The organism is Paracoccus mangrovi, assembly GCF_042648425.1.
In the GTDB taxonomy this organism is placed as follows: domain Bacteria; phylum Pseudomonadota; class Alphaproteobacteria; order Rhodobacterales; family Rhodobacteraceae; genus Paracoccus; species Paracoccus mangrovi.
This window is the reverse complement of sequence record NZ_JBHRXJ010000009.1, coordinates 1-26,329: the sequence shown is the minus strand read 5'-3', so window position 1 is coordinate 26,329 and position 26,329 is coordinate 1. Positions and strand designations below refer to the sequence as shown.

25 protein-coding genes and 2 tRNA genes are annotated in these 26,329 nt (G+C 65.4%); 6 read left to right on the top strand and 21 right to left on the bottom strand.

Annotation, left to right across the window (positions count from 1 at the left end):
* Positions 1–29: 29 nt before the first annotated feature.
* Genes ACFOMH_RS12610 through infC form a run of 3 tightly spaced genes read right to left on the bottom strand, consistent with a single transcriptional unit; the run spans position 30 to position 2,094 of the window.
* Entirely contained in the window at positions 30–1,169 is a 1,140-nt protein-coding gene (locus ACFOMH_RS12610) for a HesA/MoeB/ThiF family protein (RefSeq protein ID WP_377744867.1), read from the bottom strand.
* Entirely contained in the window at positions 1,169–1,630 is a 462-nt protein-coding gene (gene dut, locus ACFOMH_RS12605; protein WP_374423153.1) for a dUTP diphosphatase, read from the bottom strand. Before dut ends, ACFOMH_RS12610 begins: the two co-directional genes overlap by 1 nt.
* A gap of 11 nt (positions 1,631–1,641) precedes the next feature.
* Complete coding sequence (infC, locus tag ACFOMH_RS12600) at positions 1,642–2,094, bottom strand: translation initiation factor IF-3 (RefSeq protein ID WP_449301455.1); 453 nt, start codon at positions 2,092–2,094, stop codon at positions 1,642–1,644.
* Between the two features lie 320 nt (positions 2,095–2,414).
* Here infC and ACFOMH_RS12595 point away from each other — a divergent pair, with 320 nt between their 5' ends.
* From ACFOMH_RS12595 to ACFOMH_RS12585, 3 genes are read left to right on the top strand one after another with little or no spacing between them, the layout of a single operon-like run.
* On the top strand, positions 2,415–3,122 hold the full coding sequence (locus tag ACFOMH_RS12595) for a hypothetical protein (protein WP_377744865.1): 708 nt from the start codon (positions 2,415–2,417) through the stop codon (positions 3,120–3,122).
* A complete protein-coding gene (locus ACFOMH_RS12590) occupies positions 3,119–3,994 on the top strand; it encodes a glycosyltransferase family 2 protein (protein ID WP_374423149.1) in 876 nt (291 codons plus the stop codon). The genes ACFOMH_RS12595 and ACFOMH_RS12590 overlap by 4 nt, the downstream gene beginning before the upstream one ends.
* Entirely contained in the window at positions 3,985–5,295 is a 1,311-nt protein-coding gene (locus tag ACFOMH_RS12585) for an anti-phage deoxyguanosine triphosphatase (protein WP_377744864.1), read from the top strand. The genes ACFOMH_RS12590 and ACFOMH_RS12585 overlap by 10 nt, the downstream gene beginning before the upstream one ends.
* Here ACFOMH_RS12585 and ACFOMH_RS12580 read toward each other — a convergent pair.
* Positions 5,292–6,581: a PQQ-dependent sugar dehydrogenase gene (locus ACFOMH_RS12580; RefSeq protein ID WP_377744862.1), complete on the bottom strand. Its 1,290-nt coding sequence runs from the start codon at positions 6,579–6,581 to the stop codon at positions 5,292–5,294. The genes ACFOMH_RS12585 and ACFOMH_RS12580 overlap by 4 nt on opposite strands.
* Positions 6,582–6,705: 124 nt before the next feature.
* Here ACFOMH_RS12580 and ACFOMH_RS12575 point away from each other — a divergent pair, with 124 nt between their 5' ends.
* A complete protein-coding gene (locus ACFOMH_RS12575) occupies positions 6,706–7,755 on the top strand; it encodes an alkane 1-monooxygenase (protein ID WP_377744861.1) in 1,050 nt (349 codons plus the stop codon).
* A gap of 128 nt (positions 7,756–7,883) precedes the next feature.
* Here ACFOMH_RS12575 and pgi read toward each other — a convergent pair whose 3' ends face one another.
* The 5 genes from pgi to ACFOMH_RS12550 all read right to left on the bottom strand — a co-directional run bounded on the left by pgi (position 7,884) and on the right by ACFOMH_RS12550 (position 13,456).
* Positions 7,884–9,491 (bottom strand): glucose-6-phosphate isomerase, encoded by a 1,608-nt coding sequence (gene pgi / locus ACFOMH_RS12570; RefSeq protein WP_377744860.1) that lies wholly within the window; start codon positions 9,489–9,491, stop codon positions 7,884–7,886.
* A gap of 1 nt (position 9,492) precedes the next feature.
* Positions 9,493–10,167, bottom strand: coding sequence for a 6-phosphogluconolactonase (pgl, locus tag ACFOMH_RS12565; protein WP_377744858.1), 675 nt, complete (start codon positions 10,165–10,167; stop codon positions 9,493–9,495).
* Positions 10,164–11,615, bottom strand: a complete 1,452-nt coding sequence (gene zwf / locus ACFOMH_RS12560) for a glucose-6-phosphate dehydrogenase (protein ID WP_377744856.1) — start codon at positions 11,613–11,615, stop codon at positions 10,164–10,166. Before zwf ends, pgl begins: the two co-directional genes overlap by 4 nt.
* A gap of 81 nt (positions 11,616–11,696) precedes the next feature.
* Positions 11,697–12,263 (bottom strand): RSP_2648 family PIN domain-containing protein, encoded by a 567-nt coding sequence (locus ACFOMH_RS12555; protein ID WP_377744854.1) that lies wholly within the window; start codon positions 12,261–12,263, stop codon positions 11,697–11,699.
* Positions 12,260–13,456 carry an RSP_2647 family RNA methyltransferase gene (locus tag ACFOMH_RS12550; RefSeq protein WP_377744852.1) on the bottom strand — a complete coding sequence of 399 codons (1,197 nt, stop codon included), beginning with the start codon at positions 13,454–13,456 and terminating at the stop codon, positions 12,260–12,262. The genes ACFOMH_RS12555 and ACFOMH_RS12550 overlap by 4 nt, the downstream gene beginning before the upstream one ends.
* Before the next feature lie 117 nt (positions 13,457–13,573).
* Between ACFOMH_RS12550 and edd the strand changes: the two genes are divergently transcribed.
* Complete coding sequence (gene edd / locus ACFOMH_RS12545) at positions 13,574–15,376, top strand: phosphogluconate dehydratase (protein ID WP_377744851.1); 1,803 nt, start codon at positions 13,574–13,576, stop codon at positions 15,374–15,376.
* A gap of 319 nt (positions 15,377–15,695) precedes the next feature.
* Here the strand turns inward: edd and ACFOMH_RS12540 are convergent, their stop codons facing one another.
* From ACFOMH_RS12540 to ACFOMH_RS12510, 7 genes are all read right to left on the bottom strand, one after another.
* Complete coding sequence (locus tag ACFOMH_RS12540; RefSeq protein ID WP_374423131.1) at positions 15,696–16,220, bottom strand: PAS domain-containing protein; 525 nt, start codon at positions 16,218–16,220, stop codon at positions 15,696–15,698.
* 66 nt (positions 16,221–16,286) lie between these two features.
* A complete protein-coding gene (locus ACFOMH_RS12535) occupies positions 16,287–16,745 on the bottom strand; it encodes an arsenate-mycothiol transferase ArsC (protein WP_374423129.1) in 459 nt (152 codons plus the stop codon).
* Positions 16,746–16,748: 3 nt separating this feature from the next.
* Complete coding sequence (locus ACFOMH_RS12530) at positions 16,749–17,240, bottom strand: UPF0262 family protein (protein WP_377744850.1); 492 nt, start codon at positions 17,238–17,240, stop codon at positions 16,749–16,751.
* Complete coding sequence (gene hisD, locus ACFOMH_RS12525) at positions 17,230–18,546, bottom strand: histidinol dehydrogenase (protein WP_377744848.1); 1,317 nt, start codon at positions 18,544–18,546, stop codon at positions 17,230–17,232. Before hisD ends, ACFOMH_RS12530 begins: the two co-directional genes overlap by 11 nt.
* A 214-nt stretch (positions 18,547–18,760) precedes the next feature.
* Entirely contained in the window at positions 18,761–19,240 is a 480-nt protein-coding gene (locus ACFOMH_RS12520) for a DUF2948 family protein (protein ID WP_374423123.1), read from the bottom strand.
* Positions 19,233–20,516 carry a UDP-N-acetylglucosamine 1-carboxyvinyltransferase gene (gene murA, locus ACFOMH_RS12515; RefSeq protein WP_374423121.1) on the bottom strand — a complete coding sequence of 428 codons (1,284 nt, stop codon included), beginning with the start codon at positions 20,514–20,516 and terminating at the stop codon, positions 19,233–19,235. The genes ACFOMH_RS12520 and murA overlap by 8 nt, the downstream gene beginning before the upstream one ends.
* A complete protein-coding gene (locus tag ACFOMH_RS12510) occupies positions 20,517–20,738 on the bottom strand; it encodes a hypothetical protein (protein WP_377744845.1) in 222 nt (73 codons plus the stop codon).
* Between the two features lie 146 nt (positions 20,739–20,884).
* On the opposite strand from ACFOMH_RS12510, the gene ACFOMH_RS12505 reads away from it, so the two are divergent.
* A tRNA-Thr gene (locus ACFOMH_RS12505) sits at positions 20,885–20,959 on the top strand.
* Between the two features lie 149 nt (positions 20,960–21,108).
* Here ACFOMH_RS12505 and ptsP read toward each other — a convergent pair.
* The 5 genes from ptsP to ACFOMH_RS12480 form a co-directional block, all read right to left on the bottom strand.
* Positions 21,109–23,352 carry a phosphoenolpyruvate--protein phosphotransferase gene (ptsP, locus tag ACFOMH_RS12500; RefSeq protein WP_377744844.1) on the bottom strand — a complete coding sequence of 748 codons (2,244 nt, stop codon included), beginning with the start codon at positions 23,350–23,352 and terminating at the stop codon, positions 21,109–21,111.
* 30 nt (positions 23,353–23,382) lie between these two features.
* The gene (locus ACFOMH_RS12495; protein WP_374423114.1) at positions 23,383–24,639 is read right to left on the bottom strand and encodes an aspartate kinase; all 1,257 of its coding nucleotides are present in this window, start codon (positions 24,637–24,639) and stop codon (positions 23,383–23,385) included.
* Between the two features lie 181 nt (positions 24,640–24,820).
* Positions 24,821–24,897, bottom strand: a tRNA-Pro gene (locus tag ACFOMH_RS12490).
* 114 nt (positions 24,898–25,011) lie between these two features.
* Positions 25,012–25,446: a DUF192 domain-containing protein gene (locus ACFOMH_RS12485; RefSeq protein ID WP_377744842.1), complete on the bottom strand. Its 435-nt coding sequence runs from the start codon at positions 25,444–25,446 to the stop codon at positions 25,012–25,014.
* 56 nt (positions 25,447–25,502) lie between these two features.
* A complete protein-coding gene (locus tag ACFOMH_RS12480; protein WP_374423113.1) occupies positions 25,503–26,096 on the bottom strand; it encodes a cold-shock protein in 594 nt (197 codons plus the stop codon).
* Between the last annotated feature and the right edge of the window lie 233 nt (positions 26,097–26,329).

Genomic DNA, 26,329 nt, shown 5'->3' with positions numbered 1-26,329 from the left:
AAACATCCTTTCGGTTGCGCACGAGTCTTTCACCCCAGCCGCGAATGTCCAGAGCCGCAGACCGCACAATCGTCCCGCCGCGCGATTTTCATCACCCGGTTTTCGCCGTAAAGCCCGTCAAAGATCAGCATCCGGCCGCGCAGCGCATCGCCCGCGCCGGCGATGATCTTGATCGCCTCAAGCGCCATCATCGAGCCGATGACGCCGGGCAACGGGCCGACGACGCCCGCCTCGGCACAGGCCGGTGCAAGCCCGGGCGCGGGGGCTTCGGGGAAAATGCAGGCCATGCAGGGCGCGCCGCGCCGGGGATCCCAAACGGTCAGCTGTCCTTCCCATTGCGCGATGGCGCCGGCGATCAAGGGCACCCCGGCCGCCACACAGGCGGCATTGATCGCCTGACGGGCGGCGAATGTGTCGGTGCCGTCGATCACCAGATCATGTTCGGCGATCAGCCCCGCATCGGCATCGGTGATGCGCCGTTCAAGCGCCGTGACCCAAACATGCGGGTTCAGGGCCAGCATGGCATCCCGCGCGGCCTGCGCCTTGGGCCGTCCGGCATCGGTGCCGCGAAAGATCACCTGCCGTTGCAGGTTCGACAGGCCGACCCTGTCATCATCGGCAAGGGTGATGCGCCCCACCCCCGCCGCCGCCAGATAAAGACAGACCGGCGCGCCAAGCCCGCCCGCCCCCACGACCAGCACCCGCGCGCGGCGCAGCGCCGCCTGTCCAGGGCCGCCCAGCTCGCGCAGCACGATATGGCGGGCATAGCGGGTCAGTTCATCGTCTTCGGGCGGCGAAACCGGTGCGGTCGAAGAAACAGGCTCAGCCGCGGCACCGTCCAGCGGCACAAGACCGGGCGCCCGATCCGGCAGGGGCCGGGTATGGCGCCGCACAAGACGCAGCAGCGCCTCGGCACCGAACAACAGCACGATGCCCACCAGCGCCGCCGCAAGGCCCCGGGGCGTCCAGCCGATCAGCCGGGCAAAAGCCCCATGCGGAGCAAGCTCGACCACGCCCAGAACGCCCGCCCAGACCAGCGCGGCCACCAGCGCAAGCCGCCAGCCGCCCAGACCCAGCCAGATCAGCCCCCCCAGCATCAGCATGTAAACGATCAGCCACCATGATGCCGTGACCAGCAGCAGGACGGCCAGAAAGACCAGAACGGGCATCAGCCCCGTCCGGTCGAGCCAAAGCCACCCGTGCCGCGCGCGGTCGTATCCAGCGCCTCGGCCATGACAAAGGCGGCGCGCGTCACGGGCGCGATCACCGCCTGCGCGATGCGCTCGCCATGCTGGATGGTATAGGGCTGGGCGCCCATATTGATCATGATCACGCCCAGAGGACCGCGATAATCGCTGTCGATGGTGCCCGGCGAATTGGGCAGGCCCAGCCCATGTTTCAGCGCCAGGCTGGACCGGGGGCGGATCTGCATTTCATAGCCATCGGGGATCTGGACGCGCAGCCCGGTCGGGATCAACCGGATCTCGCCCGGGGCCAGCACCAACTCGGCCCCGCCCAGATCGGCGCGCAGATCGGCACCCGCCGCGCCCGCCGTCTGATATTCGGGCAGGGGCAGCCCCGCATCGGCGCCCGGTTCGCGCTGAACCAGAATCGTCACTGAGGCTGCCATCTGCCGGACCCTTATTTCGGGGCGATCATCATGACCATCTGACGCCCTTCCAGTTTGGGCATCGATTCGACCTTGCCCGCCTCGCCGACATCGCCGGCCACGCGGTTCAAAAGCTCAAGCCCAAGCTGCTGGTGCGCCATCTCGCGGCCACGAAAACGCAGGGTGATCTTCACCTTGTCGCCGCCTTCCAGAAACTTCATCACCGAGCGCATCTTGACGTCGTAATCATGGGTATCGGTCCCGGGACGGAACTTGATTTCCTTGATTTCAATGGTCTTTTGCTTTTTGCGGGCTTCGGCTTCGCGCTTTTGCTGTTCGTATTTGAACTTGCCCAGATCCATGATCTTGCAGACCGGAGGCGTGGCGTTGGGCGAGATTTCGACAAGATCCAGCCCGGCTTCCTGCGCCATCTCCAGCCCGCGCGCGGGCGTCACGACGCCGACATTTTCGCCATCCGCGCCAATCAGGCGGATCTCGGCGACGCGGATGCGTTCATTGACGCGGGGGCCGGTGTCACGGGTGGGCGGAGCGTTGTGCGGTCTGCGGGCTATGGCTGTCTTCCTTGTATTGCCGGTGTTTCGCAGGGTTAGTTAGTGCCGAAACGGCGGATTTTCAACCGGATTCGGATGTGACGCACCGATCGGCCGGCCGGGGATGCCCGGATCGCGCAAAGGTTGATCGGGGCGCGATCAATCCTGTGCGAAGGATAGCTTCCGGCGCTTTCCCCTTTGGCTTTGGCGTGGCATATACCCCGCAATCCGTCCTGCCTGCCCCCGGAGCGAAGATGCGCAAATCCCTTGTCCTGATCGCGGTTCTGGCCGCCGCCATCGCGGCCGGCTGGTTCTGGAAAGAACGCGGCATGCCGATGCAAGCACCGGGCGAACCGGCCGCTGTTCCGGCGCCGAACGCGGCCCCGAACGCGACCCCGGACCCGGCGGCTGAAAACGCCGCGTCAGAGGCGGCGACCGATGCCGAAACCAAGGCGGGCATGGCCGCCGATGCGGCGGCGGACGCGGCCGCCATTGCCGCCGATGTCGCGGCCGAGGCGGCCGGCGCGGTCCAGGACCATCCCGCCACCCCGGAACATGCCAGCCCCGAACATCCCGCCACCGCCGCCGCAGGACAGGCCGAAATCGGAGCCGGTGCCGCGATTGCCGCCGCCGCCATCGCCGCCCGCGACGCCGCCGAGGCCGCGAACGCCCCCGCAGCCCAGGCCGATGCCGCCGCCCAAAGCGCAGGCGAAGCCGCCCGGGACGCGGCGGCCGCCACCCGCGCCGCCGGCGAAGCCGCGGCCCAGGCCATCGCGGGCGAGGCCACAGACCCCGCCGCCCCGGCCTTTGTCGATACCGAAAAGATGCGCGACGTGATCGAATCCTCGCGCAGCATGTCGGCCGAGACCAAGGCCGAAATCCTGCAACTTCTGGACGCAGCCGCCCTGGATCCAAGCAAGCTGGACGCCGCGCTGGCCAAATACCGGGCGGCGCTGCAATGACCGTGCCCACGCTTGCCGAATTCCTGAAAACCTCGCGTCAGCGGCTGGCCAAGGGGCCGATCGCGATCCTGCTGATCGAGGACGAGGCCGCCGTGGCCCGCACGCTTGAGCATCACCTGAACGCGGGGTTCAAGGTGGTGCTGGCGCTGTCGCCCGAACCCCTGCCCAACCACCTTTTGCCCAAGGAACCGGACGAGCGGATCATCAACCTGATCCATAATTCGCGGCTGGGAAATGCGCATGTGACGGCGGTCAATGCCGTGATCGACGCGGTGCCGCCCGATACCTGGCTCTACTACGGCTATAATGCCGAATTCCTGTTCTATCCTTTCTCGGAACATCGCGGCGTCGGCGAGATGCTGGCCTTTCACGCCGAGGAACGGCGCCGGGCCATGCTGACCTATGTCATCGATCTTTATGCGCCCGATCTGCAACGCTTCCCCGATGCCGTCAGCATGAGCGAGGCGATGTTCGACCGCACCGGCTATTACGCGCTGGGGCGGCTGGACCGCGACGGCCACCACAAGGAACGCCAGCTGGATTTCCACGGCGGCCTGCGCTGGCGGTTCGAAGAGCACATGCCCCAGGACAAGCGCCGCATCGACCGGATCGCGCTGTTCCGCACCCAGCCGGGGCTGCGGCTTTTGTCCGATCACCGCATGAACGACGAGGAATACAACACCTATTCCTGTCCCTGGCACCATAACCTGACCGCCGCCACCGCGTCGTTCCGCGCGGCCAAGGCGCTGGCGCGCAATCCGGGTTCGCGCGGGCATATCCGCAATTTCACCTGGCGCAATTCGCATCCCTTCCGCTGGAATTCGCAGCAGCTGATGGATTTCGGATTGATGGAGCCCGGCCAGTGGTTCTAGATCCGGCCTGGCTTGCGCGGCGCGAACCGCGGCGGCGGGTGGCGGACGATCTGCGCGACGATGGCGATGTCGATTACGCGCGCGTCATCCATTCGGCCTATTTCCGGCGCCTTCAGGGCAAGACCCAGATCCTCAATCTGGGCGACAGCGATTTCTATCGCACCCGCCTGACCCATTCGATGGAGGTCGCCCAGATTGCCGGCGGGGTCGTGCTGCAACTGGCCGGCCGCTTTCCCGACCATCCGGCAGCCGCCGCCCTGCCCGGTCGCAGCCTGATTCAGGCTATCGCCTGCGCCCATGATCTGGGCCACCCGCCCTTTGGCCATGGCGGCGAGGTGGCGCTGAATTACTGCATGCGCGATGCCGGCGGCTTCGAGGGCAACGGCCAGACCCTGCGCATCCTCAGCGGTCCAGTCGATGCCACGCCACAGCCGGGGCTGAACCTGACGCGGCGCAGCCTGCTGGGCGTGCTGAAATACCCCGCCCCCTATTCGCGGCTGATGAATCCGGGACAAAGGCCCGCGCTGCATGCCGGCGGCTCGGTCCTGCATATGCTGGATGTCGGCGCCTCGACGCCGCCCAAATGCCATCTTGATACCGAGACGGGCGTGGTTGGCTGGGTGCTAGCGCCACTGCATCACAATGAGCGGCTGCGTTTTGCGGAAATTCGCGAAACTTCGGGCAAGCACTCGAAAACACTGCACAAATCCCTGGATTGCAGCATCATGGACGTGGCCGATGACATTGCCTATGGCGTCCATGACCTTGAGGATGCGATCGGCCTCAGGATCGTCACCGCCGATGCCTTTCGACAGGCCGTCCCGCCCGAGATCAGCGCCTCTTTCGATCTGCCCCATGAGCGGATCGTGGCGGCGCTTTTCGGTCCCTCGCATGAACGCAAGGCGATGATCGGCGCGCTGGTCCACCACTTCATCGCCAGCATCCGCCTTGTTACTGACGAGGGGTTCGACACGCCGCTGCTGCGCCACCGCGCCATTCTGCCCGAGGCGCCGGCGCGGTTTCTTGCGGCGCTGAAAAGTTTCATCTTCAGGAACGTGATCCGCAGCCCCGAGGTCCAGCAGCTGGAATTCAAGGGTCAGGCCATGGTTCTGGCCGTGTTCGAGGCGCTGCAATCGGATCCCGAACGCCTGTTGCCGCTGAGCTGGCGGGATCGCCATGCTGAAACCGGCGATCCCCGCACCATCTGCGATTACGTCGCCGGCATGACCGATACCTATCTGTTGAAAACCTATGAACGGCTGTTCGCGCCGCGCATGGGGTCCGTCTTTGACCGCCTTTAGGCGGCGCTGACGCGCCAGATCACATCGCCCACGTCATCGGCCATCAGCAGCGACTTGCCATCCGGCCCCACCGCCACACCGACCGGGCGGCCATATGAGAATTTCTCGTCCGGGGACAGGAAACCGGTCAGGATGTCGCGCGACGGCCCGCTTGGGCGGCCATCGCGGAACGGCACGAAAATCAGCTTGTAGCCGGACAGCGTCGAGCGGTTCCACGATCCGTGCTGGCCGATCACCATGCCATCGGGAAAGCCGGGCAAGGTGCCCTCGGGCATCCAGCACAGGCCCAGCGAGGCGGTATGCCCGCCCAGGGCATAATCGGGCGTGATCGCGCGGGCGACCAGCGCCGCGTCCTGCGGCACCCGGTCGTCGACCGTGCCGCCCCAATAGGAATAGGGCCAGCCATAAAAGCCGCCCTCCTGCACCGAGGTCAGGTAATCGGGCGGCGTCTCGTCGCCCAGACCGTCGCGCTCGTTGACCACCGTCCACAGCGCCCCGGTCACGGGTTCCCAGGCAAGGCCCACGGGATTGCGCAACCCATCGGCAAAGACGCGCGCCTGTCCGGTTTCCAGATCCAGTTCCCAGATCGCGGCACGACCTTTTTCGACCTGCATCCCCTCGTCGGCGATATTGGACAGCGAGCCGACGCCCGCATAGATCCGCTTGCGGTCGGGCGACACGATCAGGCTGCGCGTCCAGTGCCCGCCTGGCTGGAACGAAACCAGCCGCTCGCCCGCGCCGCTCAGCCGCGAGGCCCCGGGTTCATAGTCGAAGGCGACAATGCCGTCGGTATTGCCGACATAGAAACGCCCGTCGACCAGCGCCATGCCAAAGGGCTGGTTTTGGCCTTCTAGAAACAGCTCGCGGGTTTCGGCCACGCCGTCGCCATTGCTGTCGCGCCAAAGGCTGATGCGATTGGCGCTGTGCCCCACCGCGCGCGCGCGGCGCATGGTCGAGATCATCGCGTGATCCATCAGCGAACGCGGGGCGCGATCCTCTTGCAAGGCCTCGGCCACCAGCACATCGCCATTGGGCAGAACCTCGATCCAGCGCGGATGCTGCAAATCGCGGGCAAAGGCATTCACGCGCAGGCCCGGCGCGGGGGTCGGCGCCTCATCGCCGTGCCAGCCGCGCGCGGTCGGCATCTTGAGCGTCATGATCCCCTGTTGGCGGGCCTCGGGGATGGTCGGGGCGGCGCCGAATGCGGGCGTTTTCGGTGCGTCCTTGCGTCGCATCATCACCATTACGCCGCCAATGATTTCGGTCAGCTTTCCAATCACATCCATGCTCTGCCCTTTCCTGTCGCGGCGACGAGGCTAACCCAGACGGCCCGCGCGTCAATCCGCGATTTCACCCGAAGGTGGCAAGAGGCGGAAAATCAGGCTAAGGGACAGGAAAAAGCGGTGCGCCATGCCTGATCCTTTCGACCGTCCGGCCACGATCCCCGCATTCGCGCTTTTCGCGCTTTTGCCGGGGCTGTTGCTTTTGGCCGCCTGTTTATGGGGCGGGGGCTGGATCTGGACCGCGCTGATCTGGATGGGGGGCGCAAGCCAGATCGTCGATACGGTGATCGCGCGCGGTTTCCCGGATCCCGGCGATACCCCCGCGCCCGCCGGCACCGATGGGCTGTCGCTGGTGCTGGCGGCGCTGCATTTCGTGCTGTTGATCGCCGGGCTGGGCGCGTTGAGCGGCGGCGAATTGGGTTTGCCGGCGCAGATCGGGCTGGTTCTGGGATTGGGCATGTTCTTTGGGCAAGTGTCGAATTCCAACGCGCATGAGCTGATCCATCGCGGTTCGCGCGGGCTTTTCCGGCTTGGGGCGGCGGTTTATGTCAGCCTGCTTTTCGGGCATCACACATCGGCGCATCGGCTGGTCCATCATCGCCATGTGGCGACGCCGCTGGATCCCAATACGGCGCGGCTGGGCGAAAGCTTCTGGCAGTTCTTTCCCCGCGCCTGGATCGGGTCGTTCCGGGCCGGGCTTGCGGCCGAGCAGGCCCTGTCCGCCACCCGGCCGGGACGAAAAAACCCCTATCTGATCTGGTTGGGGGGGGCGGCGCTCTGCTGTCTGGCGGTGTTCGCGGTCTATGGCGGTGCGGGCCTGGGCTGGTATCTGATCCTCTGTCTTTATGCGCAGATGCAGCTGATGCTGTCCGACTATGTCCAGCATTACGGGCTGTCGCGGCGCCTGCGCGAGGATGGCCGGCATGAGCCGGTCGGGCCGCGCCACAGCTGGGACGCGCCGCATTTCCTGTCCTCGCTCATGATGGTGAACGCGCCACGGCATTCGGATCACCACGCCCATCCCGCCCGCCCCTATCCGGGTCTGCGGCTGGATCGCGAGGCGGCGCCGCGTCCCATGCTGCCCTATTCGCTGCCGGTGATGGGGGCGATCGCGACGGTGCCGGCCCTGTGGCGGCAGGTCATGGATCGGCGTGTCGCGCGAATGCGCGCGGGGTGATTGGCGCGAATGCGCGCTGAGTGACTGACGCGGATGCGTACGGGGTGATTGGCGCGGATGCGGATGAGATGAATGGCAAAGGGCGGCGCCGGTTGCGCCGCCCTTTGGATATTTGAACATGGAAGAATTCAGGCGCGGCGCAATTCCCGCACCAGATGCGCCAGATGCAGGGTCGAAGGGTCGTGGCCGGGGGCGGGCTTGCCTTCGAGCAGCGGCGCGACCTTCAGCGCCAGTTCCTTGCCCAGTTCGACCCCCCATTGGTCGAAGCTGTTGATGCCCAGAATCGCGCCCTCGGCAAAGACGCGGTGTTCGTAAAGCGCCACGATCTGGCCCAGCGTATAGGGGGTCAGCTGGGTGATCAGCAGCGTGGTCGAGGGGCGGTTGCCGGGGAAGACGCGGTGGCGCGCCTGGCGCTCCAACTCGGTCCCCGTCAGGCCCTTGGCCTGCATCAGGGCGCGGGCCTCATCGAGGGAACGGCCGCGCATCAGGGCCTCGGACTGGGCGAGGCAATTCGCGACCAGGAGCAGGTGTTGATGGGCCAGATCGGGTTCATGGCCGCGCGCGGCAAGGATGAATTCGCAAGGCACAACCGCCGTGCCCTGGTGGATCAGCTGATAGAACGCATGCTGGCCGTTGGTGCCCGGCTCGCCCCAGACGACAGGGCCCGAGGGCAGGGTCAGGCTTTGGCCGTCCATGGCCACGCCCTTGCCGTTCGATTCCATTTCCAGCTGTTGCAGATAGGCCGGCAGCCGCGCCAGACGGTTGTCATAGGGCAGCACCGCGCGGGTGGCATAGCCGCAGATCTGATGATGCCAGATGCCGACCAGCGCCAGCAGGACCGGCAGGTTCTTGTGAAGGGGAGCGTCGCGGAAATGGCGGTCCATGGCGGCACCGCCGGCAAGGAAGCGGTCGAAATTCCCCGGGCCGATGGCGATCATCAGCGAAAGACCGATCGGACCCCACATGGAATAGCGCCCGCCGACCCAATCCTCGAAGCCGAAGACGCGGCTGGCGTCGATGCCCCATGCGCCGGTCTTGTCCTGCGCCGAAGACAGCGCGGCGAATTGCGCGGCCGGGTTCGCGACCTTGCGCGCCATCCAGTCGCGCGCGGTCTGGGCATTGGTCATCGTCTCGATGGTGGTGAAGGTTTTCGAGGCGACGATGACCAGCGTGGTTTCCGGGTTCAGGTCGCGCAACGTATCGGCGATATCGGCGCCGTCCACATTCGAGACGAAATGCACCCGCGGCCCGTCGTGATAGGGCGAAAGCGCCCGCGCCGCCATGGCCGGCCCCAGATCCGAGCCGCCGATGCCGATATTGACCACATCGGTGATGCGCCCGCCCTGTCCGGTGAACCGGCCCGCGCGCAGATCTTCGGCGAAATCGGCCATGCGCTGATGGGTGCGGCGCACCTCGGGCATGACGTCATGGCCATCGACCACCACGCTGTCACCCAGATTGCGCAGCGCGGTGTGCAGGACGGCGCGGTCCTCGGTCTCGTTGATGCGCTGGCCGGCGAACATAGCGTCGCGGCGCGCGTGCACAGGCGCGGCCAGTTCCAGAAGCAGGCGCAAGGCCCCTTCGTCGATCAGGGTCTTGGACCAGTCGAGGACCAGCCCGTCGGCATGGGTCGCACAAGTTTCGGCGCGCGTGCCGTCATCGCGAAACAGCGTCTCGATGCGCAGATCGCCCTGCGATTTGCGGTGGTCGCGCAGTCTGGTCCAGATATCGCTCATGTCATTCCGCCCAATGTACGGTGATGTCGCCCAGGAATTCACGGATCGGCGCCTCGGTCGGATCAAGCTTTTGCGCCCGTTCCAGGGCCTCGCGTTTGTCGGCGCCGGTAATCAGAAGATGCGTGTTCAGCGCATTGCGCAAGGCCGGCGCGGTCAGGGTGATGCGCGGCTCGTCCTTGACGCTGTTGATGGCCATCACCGGGGGCGCATCGCCCGCCAGCGCCATCACCGTTTCCGAGGCCGCCGGAAACAGGCTGGCCGTGTGCATATCCGCCCCCATGCCCAGCAAAAGCACGGTGATCGGCAGATGCGGAACCAGCGTCTCGGTCAGGGTGGGCACCGCCTGTTCGGGGGTCGCATCACCGGTATAAAGATCGATATACCGGGCCGCCTGCGCCTTGTCGCGCAGCAGGTGGCGATGCAGCAGCCGGCTGTTCGAGCGCGGATGATCGCCATCGACCCAGCGTTCGTCGTTCAGGAAGACGGTGACGCGGGGCCATTCCAGTTCGCTGCCCGAAAGCATTTCATAGACCGGGGCCGGGGTGGTGCCGCCGGGCACGCAAAGGCTGGCGCTGTCGCTGACCCGCAGATGCTGGGCCAGCTCGCCCACCAGCCGGTTGGCCAGCGCCATGGCCAGCATTTCGCGGTCGGGATATTCGACGAATTCCAGTGTCATGCCCGGATCTCCCTCCAACGCCGGTTGTCGCGATGCAGCAGGCGCAGCGCCTCTTCGGGGCCGCTGGAGCCGGGATCATAGGGTTCGGGACGCTTGCTGCCCGTTTCCCATGCCGAGATGATCGGATCGGTCCAGGCCCAGGCGGCCTCAAGCTCGTCGCCGCGCATGAACAGCGTCTGGTTGCCGCGGATCACGTCCATGATCAGGCGTTCATAGGCATCGGGCATGTCGGTCCCCTCGGCGCCCAGAGCATCGGCAAAGCTCATGTCCAGCGGCACCTGAACAAGACGCATGCCCCCCGGTCCGGGTTCCTTGATCATCACCGTGAGATTCATGCCCTCATTGGGTTGCAGCTTGATGACCAGCTGATTGGCCTTGTGGGTGTCGCCATCGTCAAAGATCGAATGCGGCGGCTCCTTGAAGGTGATCACGATCTCGCTGGTGCGGGCGCGCAAACGCTTGCCGGTGCGCAGGTAAAACGGCGTCCCCGTCCAGCGCCAGTTCGCGATCTGCACCTTGAGCGCGACAAAGCTTTCCGTGCGCGACGCCGGATTGCCGGCATCGTCGAGATAGCCCGGACCGTCGGGGCCGGCCACATATTGCCCGCGCACGATATCCTCGACCGAGACGGGCTCAAGCGCGCGGATCACCTTGAGCTTTTCGTCACGCACCGCGTTCGGGTCGAAATGATAGGGCGGCTCCATCGCGATCAGGCACAGAAGCTGCATCATGTGGTTCTGAACCATGTCGCGGATGGCGCCGGAATTGTCGTAATATTCGCCGCGCCCGCCCACGCCGACCGTCTCGGCCACGGTGATCTGGACGTGATCGACATATTGCGCGTTCCAGAGCGGCTCGAACAGGATATTGGCGAAACGCACCGCCATCAGGTTCTGGACGGTTTCCTTGCCCAGATAATGGTCGATCCGATAGATCTGATTTTCGGTGAAATGCCGCGCCAGCGTGGCGTTCAGCGCCCGCGCAGTGGCCAGATCGCGGCCAAAGGGCTTTTCGACCACGATGCGGCTTTCGGAATCGGCGATGCCGTTTTCGGCCAGCCGTTCGGCGATATCGCCAAACAGCGACGGCGCAACCGAGAAATAGAACGCATGCACGACGCCCGGACGCATCCTGGCCTTGAGCTCGGCCCAACCGCCGGTGCCGCGCGCGTCGATGGCAACGTAATAGAGCCGTTGCAGAAAGGCGGAAAGCTGTGCCTCATCCTGATCCGGGCCGATGAATTCCAGGATCGCGCCCCGCATTTCGGCGCGAAACGCGTCATCGTCCTGTTGGGTGCGGGCGGCGCCGATGATCTGGGCCTGTTCGGGCATCTGACCGGCGACAAAACGGCGATAAAGGCCGGGCACGATCTTGCGCCGGGCAAGATCGCCCGTCGCACCGAAGATCACCAGATCGAAATCCTCGACCGGAATGGTGCGTGAAACCATGGCTGTCTCCTCGTGGCTCACCACGCGGTTATCCGATGTTAGCGTTAACATCAAGTCCTGCGATCCTGTCATGGGCGATTTTCAGTTCTCGGTAGGGTGGCGCGCGGGGCTTTCGTCATCCGAAAGGCGCGCGATGGACTTGGCCAGACGCGGCAGGCGGGCGCGGCGCAACAGCTCGGCCCGCGTCATCCGGCCTCCGGCGGCCTCGGCACGGCGCAGCGTGGCCTCGATGGCGGCGAGAATCGGCTGCGGGGCCGCCAGAAACAGATCGCGCAGGAATTCATCGGGATGGATCGCCCGCACCCCCACCGCCGCCAATGCGCCGCGCGGAAAATCGCGCAGATTGGCGGTGACGATGACCGGGGCGCCGGCGGCCAGCGCGGCCTCGACCACATGGCGATCGGCGGGATCGGGCAGGTCCAGCCCCGCCGCATCGGCATCCGCCGCCGTCAGGGCTTGGGGAAAGCGGTCGCGAAGCAGCGCGATTTCGGCCCCTGCATCCAGCCCCTGGCGCGCGGCGGCGTGGCGCCATTCGTCCAGAATGCGCGCCGACCAGACCGGCATATAAAGCCCCGCCCCCGCCGCATCCGCCAGAATTTCGCGCAAAACGGTGGGATAGAGGACACAGGCGTCCAGTACCGCCCTCATCCGTCCAGCCGGAAGAACAGCGCCTTGAGATAGCCGGTTTCGGCCAGCTGCGGCAATGTCGGGTGATCGGGGCCGGCCTGCCCGGTATGGATCAACTGCATCCGCCGGCCGCCCCGACCGATGCCGCGCGCGCTGGCATTGCGGAACGCAGAGAGATCGGCGGCATGGCTGCACGAACACAGGCCAAGATAACCGCCCGGTGCCACCAGCGGCGCAGCCAGCCGCGCCACGCGTTCATAGGCGCGCAAGCCCGCCTCAAGCGCCTGTTTCGAGGGCGCGAATGCCGGCGGGTCACAGATCACCAGATCGAATTGCGCCCCCTCTTCGGCCAGCGCCTCAAGCTGGGCGAAGGCATCGCCCTGTCGGGTGGTCAGCCGCGCCTCGGCGCCCATCGCCCTGGCCCCACCCCGCGCCAGTTCCAGGGCCGGGGCCGAGCCATCGACACAGGTCGCATGCGTGGCGCCGGCGGCCAGCGCGGCCAACCCGAAACCGCCGACATGGGAAAACACGTCCAGCACCCGCGCCCCCTGTGCCAGACGCTGGCCAAAGGCATGATTCGGCCGCTGGTCGTAAAACAGGCCCGTCTTCTGGCCATGCGCCAGATCGGCCAGATAGATCGCGCCATTCATCGGCACCTCGACCGGGCCGGACAGCGCGCCGGACAGGATTTCGGTACGTTCGTCCAGCCCCTCGAGCGCGCGTGCACGGCCCTGCCCGTTCAGGACCACGGTGGACACGCCCGTGACCTCGCGCAGCGCGTCGGCGATGTCGGCGATCATGTGTTCGGCCCATGCAGCATTGGGCTGGATGACGGCGGCATCGCCGAAACGGTCGATGATGGTGCCGGGCAGGCCGTCCGCCTCGGCGTGAACCAGCCGGTAAAAGGGCCGGTCGAACAGCCGTTCGCGCAATGCCAGCGCCCGGCGCAGGCGCGCGGCAATCCATTCGCGCCCGATCACCGCCTCGGGGTCGGGATCCATCACCCGGGCAATGATGCGCGATTCGGGATTGACGGTGACCAGGGCCAGCGGCCGGCGTTCCGCATCCTCGAGCACGGCGAAACCGCCGGGGCGCAGCGCCCGGGTGCGGCGGTCCGTCACCACCTCATCGGCGAAAACCCAGGGAAAGCCGTGGCGGATCGCCTGCGGCTTGGTCTTTGGACGCAAACGGATAATGGGCAGATCGACGGTCATGGCGGGCCTCGTGCAAAACGGTGCAGGATTGCCATGCCCAGAGGCTGCGGGCAAGAGCGCGGGCGTTGCATTGTTAACGCTAACATGGTAGATTTCCCGCAAAGGAGAAAGCGAGCCATGCCCCTGCACGCCATCATCGACCGAGTGACCGACCGCATTCGCGCCCGTTCCATCGAAAGCCGTGCCGCCTATCTGGCCAAGATCGCGCGCCAGGCCGAGGACGGTCCGCGCCGCGCGCATCTGTCCTGCGGCAACCAGGCGCATGCCTATGCCGCCATGCCCGACAAGGACGATCTGGTCGGTACGCGCAAACCCAATATCGGCATCGTCACCGCCTATAATGACATGCTGTCGGCGCATCAGCCCTATGAACGCTATCCCGACCTGATCCGGCGGGCGGCGCATGGGGCGGGGGCAACCGTGCAGGTCGCGGGCGGGGTTCCAGCGATGTGCGACGGGGTGACACAAGGCCGTCCGGGGATGGAACTGTCGCTGTTTTCGCGCGATGTGATCGCGCTCGCTTCGGGTGTGGCGCTGTCCCATGACACGTTCGACGCGGCGCTTTATCTGGGCGTCTGCGACAAGATCGTGCCGGGGCTGATCATCGCGGCCGCAACCTTTGGCCATATCCCGGCGGTCTTTGTGCCGGCCGGACCGATGACCTCGGGCCTGCCCAATGACGAAAAATCCAAGGTGCGCCAGAAATTCGCCACCGGCGAGGTCGGCCGCGACGCGCTGATGGCGGCCGAAATGGCCAGCTATCATGGTGCGGGAACCTGTACCTTTTACGGGACCGCGAACACCAACCAGATGCTGATGGAGTTCATGGGGCTGCATCTGCCGGGGTCCAGCTTCGTGAACCCGAATACGCCGCTGCGCGATGCGCTGACCACCGCCGCCGTTCAGCGCGCCGCCGCCATCACCCGGCTGGGCAACAGCTATCTGCCGGCGGGCGAGGTTCTGGACGAACGCGCCTTTGTGAACGGCATCGTGGGCTTGATGGCGACCGGCGGCTCGACCAACCTGGTGCTGCACCTGCCGGCGATGGCGCGGGCGGCGGGGGTGATCCTGGACCTCGAGGATTTCCACGACCTGTCGGAGAACGTGCCCCTGATGGCGCGGGTCTATCCGAACGGGCTGGCGGATGTGAACCATTTCCATGCTGCCGGGGGGCTTGGCTTCATGATCGGCCGCCTGCTTGAAGCCGGCCTTCTGCATGAGGATGTGCGCACCATCGCAGGCGGTGGGCTTGGGGAATATGTCAATGAGCCAAAGCTGCGCGACGGCCGCATCGAATGGGTCGAGGGCGCGCGCGAAACGCTGAACGACAAGATCCTGCGCCCGGCCAGCGATCCATTTGCCCCGACCGGCGGGCTGAAACAGCTGAATGGCAATCTGGGGCGTGGCGTCATCAAGGTGTCCGCCGTCGCCCCCGAACGGCATATCATCGAGGCCCCCGCCCGCGTCTTTTCCGATCAGGAACAGGTCAAGGCCGCCTTCAAGGCGGGTGAGTTCACCGCCGACACCGTCGTCGTCGTCCGCTTTCAGGGCCCAAGCGCCAATGGCATGCCCGAATTGCATTCGCTGACCCCGACGCTGGCCGTGTTGCAGGATCGCGGGTTGCGCGTCGCGCTGGTCACCGATGGGCGCATGTCCGGGGCCTCGGGCAAGGTGCCGGCCGCGATCCATATCTCGCCCGAGGCGGCAAAGGGCGGACCTTTGGCGCGGGTACGCGATGGCGATCTGATCCGGCTGGATGCGGTCAACGGGACCATCACCTGTCTGGCCCCCGATTTTGAAACCCGCATCCCAGAGAAACATGATCCCGCAGCCTCTTCGGAAGGGTTGGGTCGCGAGCTGTTCGCGGCGTTCCGCGCTCATGTCAGCCCAGCGACGGAAGGTGCGGCCATTGTGGTCTGAGCCGGTCGCACCCCGCCAAGGCATAGACCGGATCAATCCCGACTCGACATCTGGCCCCTGCCCCCACGGCGTCACCGCGCCATGGGGCGGTGGGACATCGCGGGCGCCGCATGGCTCGACCAGACATCCGCAGGCCCGGCACCGGATGGCCAAAAGTGTTTGGCCAGTATCACTTATCCCGGCACTGTTTGGCCCAACATCAGCGTCCCGACCTCGGGCGCATGACATCGAACAGCGCGGCATCTACCGACTGGGCGCAGGCATGGCGTCGGACACCCCCGGCAAAGGCAGCCAAACCGCCCGGATATGCAGGCAGGATCTAGCGACTTGACCGAAAGGTCACACCACCATACCCCGCCGCCAATGCCCAATCCGCCAGCGCAGGCACCGGCCGCGAGGCCGGAAGCTGAATGATCTCGGCCCCCGAGGCGGGCAGTTTCGGAGCAATGGCGCGCAGCGGCCCCTCTTCCTCGACCGTTTCGCTCATGAACAGGACATTCAGGCATATATCGTCCTGATCGTCGCGAATCGGGCAGATGCGGGCATCGACGCGGAAATGCCGACCGGCCTTGGAAATCTGGCCAAGGCCATGGATTCGGTGGTCGCAGCCGGCCGACACGTCCAGCATTCGGCCCAGCCGTTCGGGACAGCGCTCAAACCGGTCCAGCAGAATGCCCACAGGACGACCGACGATTTCATCGCGCTGATATCCGCACAGGCGCAGATAGCTTTGGTTCGCGGCCACGATATTTCCGGCCAGATCAAGGATCAGCACCGCATCATGGGTGCGGATCGCCTGCATGGCCCATTCCAGATCGTGACGTAGAAGCTGGATATCCGACATCCGAGAACTCCAAGAAGGATTTCCGGCACAATCGCAGCAAGAGTCTAAGATTTCGTTAGCGCCGCTTCAGTTTTCGCCCGGCTCGCCAAAACGTTCGATCATCCGCTTGCGGATCTGATCGCGCACGCCGCGATAAAGGTTCAACTTGGCCTCGCGCCCCTCGGCCAGCCCGGCGGGGTCCATGATCGGCCAGTATTCGACATCCAGATGCGCCACCCGCGTCAGTTCCAGCGCCATCCGCTGGCTGGCAGGCGACAGCGCCACGATCAGGTCGAAACTGCCCAGATCGTCGCCCCAATCGTGCATTTCCTCGAACGAACGTGACCGGTGCGTGGACAGCTCGACCCCGATTTCCTGACAGACGGCCACGGCGAAACCGTCGATCTCCATGTCATTCTTGACCCCCGCCGATTGCACATAGGCGGCGCGACCATAGAATTTTTTCATCATCCCTTCGGCCATCGGGGACCGGATGGCGTTGTGATCGCAGCAGAAAAGCACCGAGTTCGGGATCGGTCCGGCCACGAATCACTCCTGAACCAGGGCGCAGATCAGGGTGAAAAGCCGGCGTGCCGTGTCGATATCGACCTCGGCCTTGCCCTCAAGGCGCTCTTGCAGGGTGCGGGCGCCCTCATTGTGGATGCCGCGCCGGGCCATGTCGATCGCCTCGATCTGGGCCGGCGGCAGGCGTTTGACCGCGTCGAAATAGCTGGCGCAGATCTGGAAGTAGTCCTTGACCGTCTGCCGGAACGGGCCCAGCGACAGGTGGAATTCGGCCACCTTCTGGCCGTCCTCGGTCGCGATGTCGAAAACCAGCCGCTTGTCGCGAATGGCCAGCGCCAGCGCATAGGGCCCCTGTGGCGCGGGCTGCCCCTCGCGGCCGGGCAGGTTGAAGCTGTTGTCTTCGAGCAGGTCAAAGACCGCGACGCGGCGATCCTGCTCCATTTCGGGGGTTGGCGGCGGCAGGGCGCTGTCGTCAATGTCGATCCGGCCGATGCGATTTCTGGCGTTACCCTTCATCCCTACCCCCATTCAAAGCCCCGAGCCGCGCCGAAACCGAAAGCCCATGCGCCGACAGGCCTTCGGATGCGGCCAATCGCACCGCCGCCGGCCCGATCGCCCCCAAGGCCGCCGGCGTCAGCCGCGCCAGCGTCGTGCGCTTGAGAAAATCCATCACCGACAGCCCCGAGGAAAACCGCGCCGAGCGCGCCGTCGGCAGGACATGGTTCGGCCCGCTGACGTAATCGCCAACCGCCTCGGGCGTCCAGCCGCCCAGAAAGATCGCGCCGGCATGGCGCGTCTTTTGCGCCAGCGCTTCGGGATCGTCGACGCAAAGCTCAAGATGCTCTGGTGCGATGCGGTCCGAAAGCGCCGCCGCCTCGTTCAGGTCGCGGGTCACGATCACCGTGCCATAGTCGCGCCAGCTGGCACCGGCGACCGCCGCCCGTGGCAGGCCGGGCAAGATCCGCTCAACCTCGGCCACAACCGCGCGCGCCAGATCCGCATCGGGGGTGATCAGGATGGATTGCGCATCGGCGTCATGTTCGGCCTGCGCGAGCAGATCCAGCGCCAGCCATTCGGGATTCTGCGCCCCCTCGGCGATGATCAGCACCTCGGAGGGGCCGGCGATCATGTCGATGCCGACGCGGCCAAACACATGGCGTTTCGCCGCGGCGACATAGGCATTGCCCGGGCCGGTGATCTTGTCGACCGGCCGGATGGTGTCGGTCCCGTAAGCCATGGCCGCGATAGCCTGTGCGCCGCCGATGCGATAGATTTCATCGACCCCGGCAAGCTCAGCCGCCAGCAAAACCAACGGATTGACTACATTATCCGGCGTCGGCACACAGATGACCAGCCGCTCGACCCCCGCAACCCGCGCCGGAATCGCATTCATCAGGACGGATGACGGGTAGCTGGCCTGCCCGCCCGGAACATAAAGTCCGGCCGCCGAAACCGGCGTCCAGCGCCAGCCCAGGGTCGCCCCCTCGGGATCCGTCCATTGCAGATCCTCGGGCAATTGACGGGCGTGATAGGCACGGATCCGGTCGGCGGCCATGGCGAGCGCCGCCCGATCCCCGGCAGAAACGCCGGCGGTCGCGGCCGCGATCTCGTCGGCGGAAAATGCCAGCCGGTCCGGGGTCAGATCCAGCCGGTCGAAGCGCGCCGTCAACTCGACCAGCGCCGCATCGCCCCGATCGCGCACATCCCCGATGATCGCAGTCACGACGTCATTCACATCCGCCGCATCCTCTCGTTTCATCGAGAGCATCTCGGCGAAGCGGGCATCGAAGTCGGATTGGGCGGTCGAAAGAAAGATCGGCATGGCGGACTCGGAATGATTGAACCTTGTTAGCGACTGCGCCCGAGCCGCTCAAGCGGCGAAGTACCGGCCAGAGCATGCGATGATCCCGCCCGGACCGCACTGCCGCGGATGGATATTTGGATGAAGAAGAAAGCGGCAGGCGAGACCCCGGGGCCGGGTTTCTTCTTCACTTAAATATCCATTCTTTTTCCGGCATCGACGCAGCGCCCCCGTTTCAGGTTTCGGGATGCTGCGGCGCCTTGCGCGACGGCGCGATATAGGGGCGCGTGACGTCGCGCAGCTCGACATTGAGGCATTCCGCCTCGACCGCAAGCGTCCCGTCGCCGGCAAATTCCAAAAGTAGCCGGCCGGTGCCGTCCTCGCCCGGCTGCCAGTTCAGCGCCAGAAGCTCAAGGATCAGATCGGTGTCGTGGCGGTCGATGCCGTCGCTTTGCACCTTTTGCACATCTGATACCAGCAAGACGGCGCGGACGCGTTCATAGGGGCGCCCCTCGCGGCGGGCGTGATCGGCATCCTCCCAGCGGAAACGGTTGAGCAGCAGGGCCAGTTGCCGATGGCGCGGGTCATAGCCGATATCCGTCACCGACAGCACCGCATCCTGCGCCAATGCCGAAATCACCGTCAGATCCTCGGCATCCCCGGCCATCAGGGCCAGAGGGGCGGGATCGGCATCCGCGAAACGCGCGTCACTCATCGGGGTGCTCCTCTTTGATGCGCTCGATATCGGCGCCGATGCCGCGCAGCTTGCGCACCACTTTTTCATAACCGCGATCAAGGTGATAGACGCGGCTGACGATGGTCTCGCCCTCGGCCGCGAGCCCGGCCAGGATCAGGCTGACCGAAGCGCGCAGATCGGTCGCCATGACCGGCGCGCCGCGCAGCTTGCCGACGCCATGGACGGTGGCATGGCCGCCATGGACCTCGATCCGCGCGCCCATGCGGGTCAGTTCGGGGGCATGCATGAAGCGGTTCTCGAAGATCTTTTCCTCAAGCACCGAGGTGCCCTCGGCCGTGCACAGAAGCGCCATCATCTGCGCCTGGAGGTCGGTGGGAAAGCCCGGGAAGGGTTCGGTCACCACATCGACGGCACGCACGCGGCCGTTCTTGCGCGACACTTTCAGGCCGCGATCCGTCTCGGTCACGCTGACGCCGGCCGCGTCGAGTTTTTCGCAAAAGGCCGCCAAAAGGTCGATCCGGCCGCCAAGGCATTCGACCTCGCCGCCGCAGATGGCCGGGGCCAGCATATAGGTGCCCAGCTCGATCCGGTCGGTGACCACCGGATGGGTGGCGCCGCCCAGCGAGCGCACGCCTTCGATGGTGATGGTCGATGTGCCCTCGCCCTCGATATGGGCGCCCATGCGGCGCAGGCATTGCGCCAGATCGACGATCTCGGGCTCGCGCGCGGCGTTCTTGATGATCGTGGTGCCACGCGCCAGCGTCGCCGCCATCAGCGCGTTTTCGGTCGCCCCGACCGAAACCAGCGGAAAGTCGATGACCGCGCCCTTGAGCCCGCCCGCCGGCGCCTTGGCATGGACATAGCCGTCGCGCAGGTCAAGCTCGACTCCCATCGCCTCAAGCGCCCGCAGATGCAGGTCCACCGGCCGCGCCCCAATCGCGCAGCCGCCGGGCAGCGAGACGATCGCATGACCGTCCCGCGCCAGCATCGGCCCCAGCACCAGAATCGAGGCCCGCATCTTGCGCACGATGTCGTAGTCGGCGGTGTGGTTGTTCAGGTCGTGGCTGGACAGCGCCAGCACCTGACCGTCCTGCAAACTGGCGACCTCGGCCCCGAGCGAGCGCAGAAGATCGGTCATGGTGCGGATATCCGAGAGCCGCGGCGCATTGGTCAGCGTCAGCGGCTGATCGGTCAAAAGCGTCGCCGGCATAAGCGTCAGGCAGGCATTCTTGGCTCCGGCAATCGGAATTTCGCCGTGCAGCGGGCCGTTGCCCCTTACGATGATCTGATCCATCTAACCCTCATTTTCGGGCATGCGTCCGTTTGGCGGCGTCTTGTGCCCGTTCTGCTCGTTCCCGGCGGCATCCCCGCCTGTCTGCGCGCCCATATCCTCGGCGGCATCCTCGGTGGCGCGGGCGCGTCCCTGCGCCTTGCGCCGGGCCAGATTCGCCCGAAGCGCCGCCTTGAGCCGCGCTTCGCGTGTATCGGTCCGGGGATCGCTGGGTGGTTTCGCCATGCCCCCTGTTAGCGATCTTGCACGCTTGCGTCCAGCATGCGCCGGCCCCGGATGCGCCAAGTTTGCCTTTCGGGTCGGAAAGGGCGAAATTTTCCCTTGGCCCCCTTGCGCGCCGCGCGCAGTCGGTCTAAAGCCCCGCCCACAGTGCTGTGGTAGCTCAGTGGTAGAGCACTCCCTTGGTAAGGGAGAGGTCGAGAGTTCAATCCTCTCTCACAGCACCATTTTCCTTTTGCAGCGAATTTCGACCCGGCCGGTTGGCTTGCGGAAATGCGTCAGCCCGCGACCCGGGCCGCTGATCGCGGGCAAGATACAGGAATTGCTGGAATTTCCCGATCAAGGGCGGCGCCCCGGACCTGGGCCGCGCTTCAGGTCACTGACGCGCCAGCCATTCGGTCACGCTGCGGCGCAGGTTCGTCTCGCCCTGGGCGATGCCCCGGTCGATGACCTCGCGCAGGCCGCCAAGATCGACACGCCGGATCAGATGCTTGACCGGCCCGATCGAGGCGGGGCGCATGGACAGCCGCCGGAACCCCAGCGCGGCAAAGGTCACCGCCTCGATGGGGCGGCCCGCATCCTCGCCACAAAAGGACACCGGCACCCGCGCCTGATCGCAGCGCCGCACGATCTGATCCAGCAGCATGATGAACGAACTGTTGAGAGTGTCATAACGGCGGCGCACGCGCTCATTCTCGCGGTCGGCGGCGAAAAAGAACTGTTTGAGATCGTTGCCGCCGACCGAGATGAAATCGCACATCTCGAAGAATTTCTGCGGCGCAAAGGCCAGCGAGGGCGTTTCGAGCATCGCCCCCACCCGGATATCCGAGGGCATGTCATGGCCCAGCCGCTGTTCGCGGGCCAATTGCTCCATCAACAGCCGGTGGGCATCCTCGAATTCGTCCATCTCGGTGACAAAGGGGAACATGACGTATAGCGGCCGGCCCACGGCGGCGCGGATCAGCGCCTGCAACTGCATCCGCAAGACGCCGCGCTTGTCCAGCCCCACACGGATCGCGCGCCAGCCCATTGCGGGGTTCGGCTCGTCCTGCGGCTTCATATAGGGCAGCACCTTGTCCGAGCCGATATCCAGCGTGCGGAACATCACCGGCTTGCCATGGGCGCTGTCCAGCACATGCGCGTAAAGCGCCGCCAGATCGCCCCGGCGCGGCACGCGGGTGCGGGTCAGGAACTGAAGTTCGGTGCGAAACAGCCCCACCCCTTCGGCGCCCGATCCATCCAGACTGGGCAGATCGGCCATCAGCCCGGCATTCATGTAAAGCTGAATCGTGGTCCCGGCCTTGTCGGTGGCGGGCAGGTCGCGCAGCCCGGCATAGCGTTGCTGGGCCTCGGCCTGCATGGCCATCTTGTCGTGAAAAGCCTTGGTGACGCTTTCCTCGGGGCGCAGATGGACGATGCCCGTATCGCCATCCACCAGAATCGGATCGCCGTTCAACGCCTCGCTGATGATGCGTTCGGCATGGATGACCAGCGGAATCGCCAAGGCACGGGCGACAATGGCCGCGTGGCTTCCGACCGAGCCCTCTTCCAGCACCACACCTTTCAGGCGGCGCCCATATTCCAGCAATTCGGCCGGCCCGATATTGCGCGCCACGAGGATCGGATTTTCCGGCATCTCGGCGCCGGTATCGCGCCCCTGCCCGGTCAGGATGCGCAAAAGCCGGTTCGACAGATCGTCCAGATCGTGCAGCCGATCGCGCAGATAGGGATCGGCGGCGCTTTCCAGCCGGGCGCGCGCCTGGCTTTGTTCCTTTTCCACGGCCGCCTCGGCCGACAGGCCAAGATCGATCGCCTCTTCCATGCGCCTGAGCCAGCTGCGGGAATGGGCGAACATGCGATAGGTTTCCAGCACCTCGGCCGAATCACCCGCACCCATATCCGCCGCGGAAAGCATGGAATCGACCGTAGTGCGCAGCATGGCGACGGATTCGTTCAGCCGCACCTTTTCATTTTGCGGATCCTCGCCCACCGGGTTGGTGACCACGACGCGCGGCTCATGCAGCCAGACGCGCCCTTCGGCCGCGCCCTCCTGACCGGTGCCGCCGCGCAGCATGACCGGAAAGCGATGCGCCAGCGGCATCCCGTCCAGCTGTGAGCCAAGGAATGCGCCCAGCTCGGCCATCTCGGCCAGCACCATCGCGACGACTTCCAGCCCGTAAACCTCGTCTTCCGAGAACTGGCGCGCCTCGCTGGACTGGACCACCAGCACGCCCAGTTTTTCGCCAACGCGCTGAATCGGCAGGCCCAGAAAGCTGGGATACACCTCTTCGCCGGTCTCGGGCATATAGCGAAAGCCCGGCTCGGCGGGGGCATTGGCGGTGTTCATATAGCGCCCGGTCCGGGCCACGCGGCCCACCAGCCCCTCGCCCAGACGCAGGCGGGTCTGGTGCACGGATTCCGGCTTCAGCCCCTCGGTCGCGCAGAGCTCAAGCGTTTCTGGATCCCGGAAAAGATAGATCGAACAGACCTGCGTTCCCATCGAATCGGCGATGTGATGCGTGATCTGGTCCAGACGGTCCTGACCGCCGCCGGGGGCTGCCAATGTCTCGCGCAGCCGCCGCAGCAGCTTACGCGAATCGCTGTCCTTGCGTTCGGGCATGATCCTCCCGCGTCAGGGCTTGGGCCTGTGTCAGACCCGTTCCAACTCGAAGGCATCATGCAGCGCCTGCACGGCCAGTTCCATATATTTGCGGTCGATCAACACCGAAATCTTGATCTCGCTGGTCGAAATCACCTTGATGTTGATGTTTTCATCAGCAAGCGCACGGAACATGCGCGCCGCGACCCCGGCATGGCTGCGCATGCCGATGCCCACGACCGAAACCTTGGCCACTTCGGTGTCGACGACCAGCTCGTCATAGGCGATCTGGCCGGCGGCCTTGGCATCCTCCATCGCCTTTTTGGCGCGGGCGACCTGATTGACCGGGCAGGAAAAGGTCATGTCGGTGACGGCGCCAAGGTGATCCTCGTAATCGCGCTCCGAGATGTTCTGCACGATCATGTCCACGTTCACGCCGGCATCGGCCAAGGGCGCAAAGATCGCGGCGGAAATGCCGGGACGGTCCTCGACGGTGACCAGCGTGATCTTGGCCTCTTCGCGGGAATAGGCGACGCCGTTGACGACTTTCGATTCCATGATTTCATCCTCATCGCAGACCAGAGTGCCGCTGGTCTCATCCGTATCCTCGAACGAGCTGAGCACCCGCAGGCGGACCTTGTAGCGCATGGCCAGCTCGACCGAGCGGGTCTGAAGCACCTTGGCGCCAAGGCTGGCCAGTTCCAGCATTTCCTCAAACGCGATCTTGTCAAGCTTGCGCGCCTTCGAGGTGATGCGCGGATCGGTCGTATAGACCCCGTCCACATCGGTATAGATGTCGCAGCGCTCGGCGCCAAAGGCGGCGGCAAAGGCCACGGCGGTGGTGTCCGAACCACCCCGGCCCAGCGTGGTGATGCGCCCGTCCGGGCCGATGCCCTGAAAGCCCGCGACCACCGCGACCTTGAAGCCTTCGACGAATTTCTGGTCAATATTGGCGCGGGGAATATCCACGAACCGCGCCGCCGAATGCTGGGCGGTGGTGTTGATCGGCACCTGCCAGCCCTGCCAGCTGCGCGCCGGAACACCCATTTCCTGCAAGGTCAGCGCCATCAGCCCGGCCGTCACATTCTCGCCCGAGGCCACGACCGCGTCATATTCGCGCGCATCGAACAGGGGCGAGGTCGCCTCGACCCAGCCGACCAGTTCATTGGTCTTGCCCGACATGGCGCTGACGATGACGATGACGTCATAGCCGCGATCAACCTCGCGCTGCACCTTTTGCGCCGCATTCTTGATGCGGTCCAGGTCGGCCACCGAAGTGCCGCCAAATTTCATCACCAGAAGCGGCATTTCATGCCTCCAGCATCACCCGTTTTCCGAGGCGCCTTCTATGGGCCGGGACGGAAAAGAACAAGGGGCGGCAAGGATTTCACGCGGATTCGGCAAGATATTTCTTGGCCGCGCCGTGGCAGCGGCCCAACCGCACGCATCAAGGGCCGGCGGGATCTGTCGGGCCCGTGATCTGGAATGCTGGTCGGGGCGAGAGGATTCGAACCTCCGGCCTACGGTACCCAAAACCGTCGCGCTACCAGGCTGCGCTACGCCCCGGACCTGCGGCTGTCTAGCGGCTGATGCGGCGGGGGGAAAGGGGAATCTGCCCGGCCGGGCACAATCCTGTCCGGCCTGACGCGGCCCGATCCCGCCCGCGCCAAACCCCGGACATCAGTCGCAGGGCGCAAGCGCCCCCGCCTGCGGCAGACGCGGATGCGACAGCGCCATGCCCGGAACGATCCCAAGCCGCGCGGCCTCGCCGCCGGCGACCTCAAGCACCATCAGGCGCTCGGGGGCCGGGTCCTTTGGTGCGGCACCGGGAATGGGGGTTTCATCCAGCGGACGGGCCATGGAATGGACGTGGCGGACCTCGCCGCGCGCGTCGATAAATATCATATCCAGCGCGATCAGCGTGTTGCGCATCCAGAAACTCACCGGGCGGGGGCTGTCATAGATGAACAGCATCCCCTGCCTCGCCGGAAGCTCGCGCCGGAACATCAGGCCCTGCGCGCGCTCGGCATCGTCATCGGCGATTTCGACGGTTAATTCGATCTGGTTGCCGGATCCGCTGAATATTGCACGGTCCGGTTTGCAAGACGCCGCCAAAGCCTGAGAATTAGCGACCAGGGCTACGGCCATTACAGCCAACGCAGCCCCCGATTTCATACCGCGCCCGCGACCAGCCGCAGTTTAGCGAGCGCGGCTGCTCCCCCCGATTGCACCGTGCGCGGTTCGGCAGCCGCCCTTTCCCAGGAAAGTATCTGCGCAGCCATCATTCCGCGACGGCCGTCCACGACGCGCAGCGAAACCGCCTCACCGACCGAAAGATCGGCAAAACCGGAATGGCGCAGCACCTCGATATGCAGAAAAACATCGGCCTTTTGGCCGAAGACATTGGCAAAGCCGAACCCCTTGGCCTTGTCGAACCACTTCACCCGTGCGGGCAGCAGGGGCAGCTTGGCAACTTCGTCGGGGGTCGCCGAACACAAATCGGCGATCGCCGGCATCGGCTCGCTTGCGGGGGGTTCGATCGAAAGGACTTCGATCGCCTGCATTCCGCGGGGCGTGCTTTGGACCATGGCAGACACATGCGAACCCTCGGCAACCGAACTTTGGCCGAAGTTGCGCAATACATTGGCGTGCAACAATATGTCGGCACCACCATCCGGATCGGTCAGGAAACCGAAGCCCTTGCCGCCATCGAACCATTTCACGACGCCCGCGACCTTGCGCTGTTGCTCGTCGTTCTCTTGCATCTCTTCCGTCGTCCTGTCTGAGGCCAGAAACAAACCACGCTCCCAACTCCCGCGGTCCGCCGCGGCTAACTGAACGAAGCGAACGCGGGAGGGGTCAGGTTTTCCATACCATGGATAAATATAACACCCGCATCAACCGACATTCTCCAAGTGGCCTGCCGCTTGACTTCAAGATCGCCTGATTTTGCTCGCTGGGCAAGCGTTTTTCGCCCCGAGCGGTGTCTGTCGTCGCG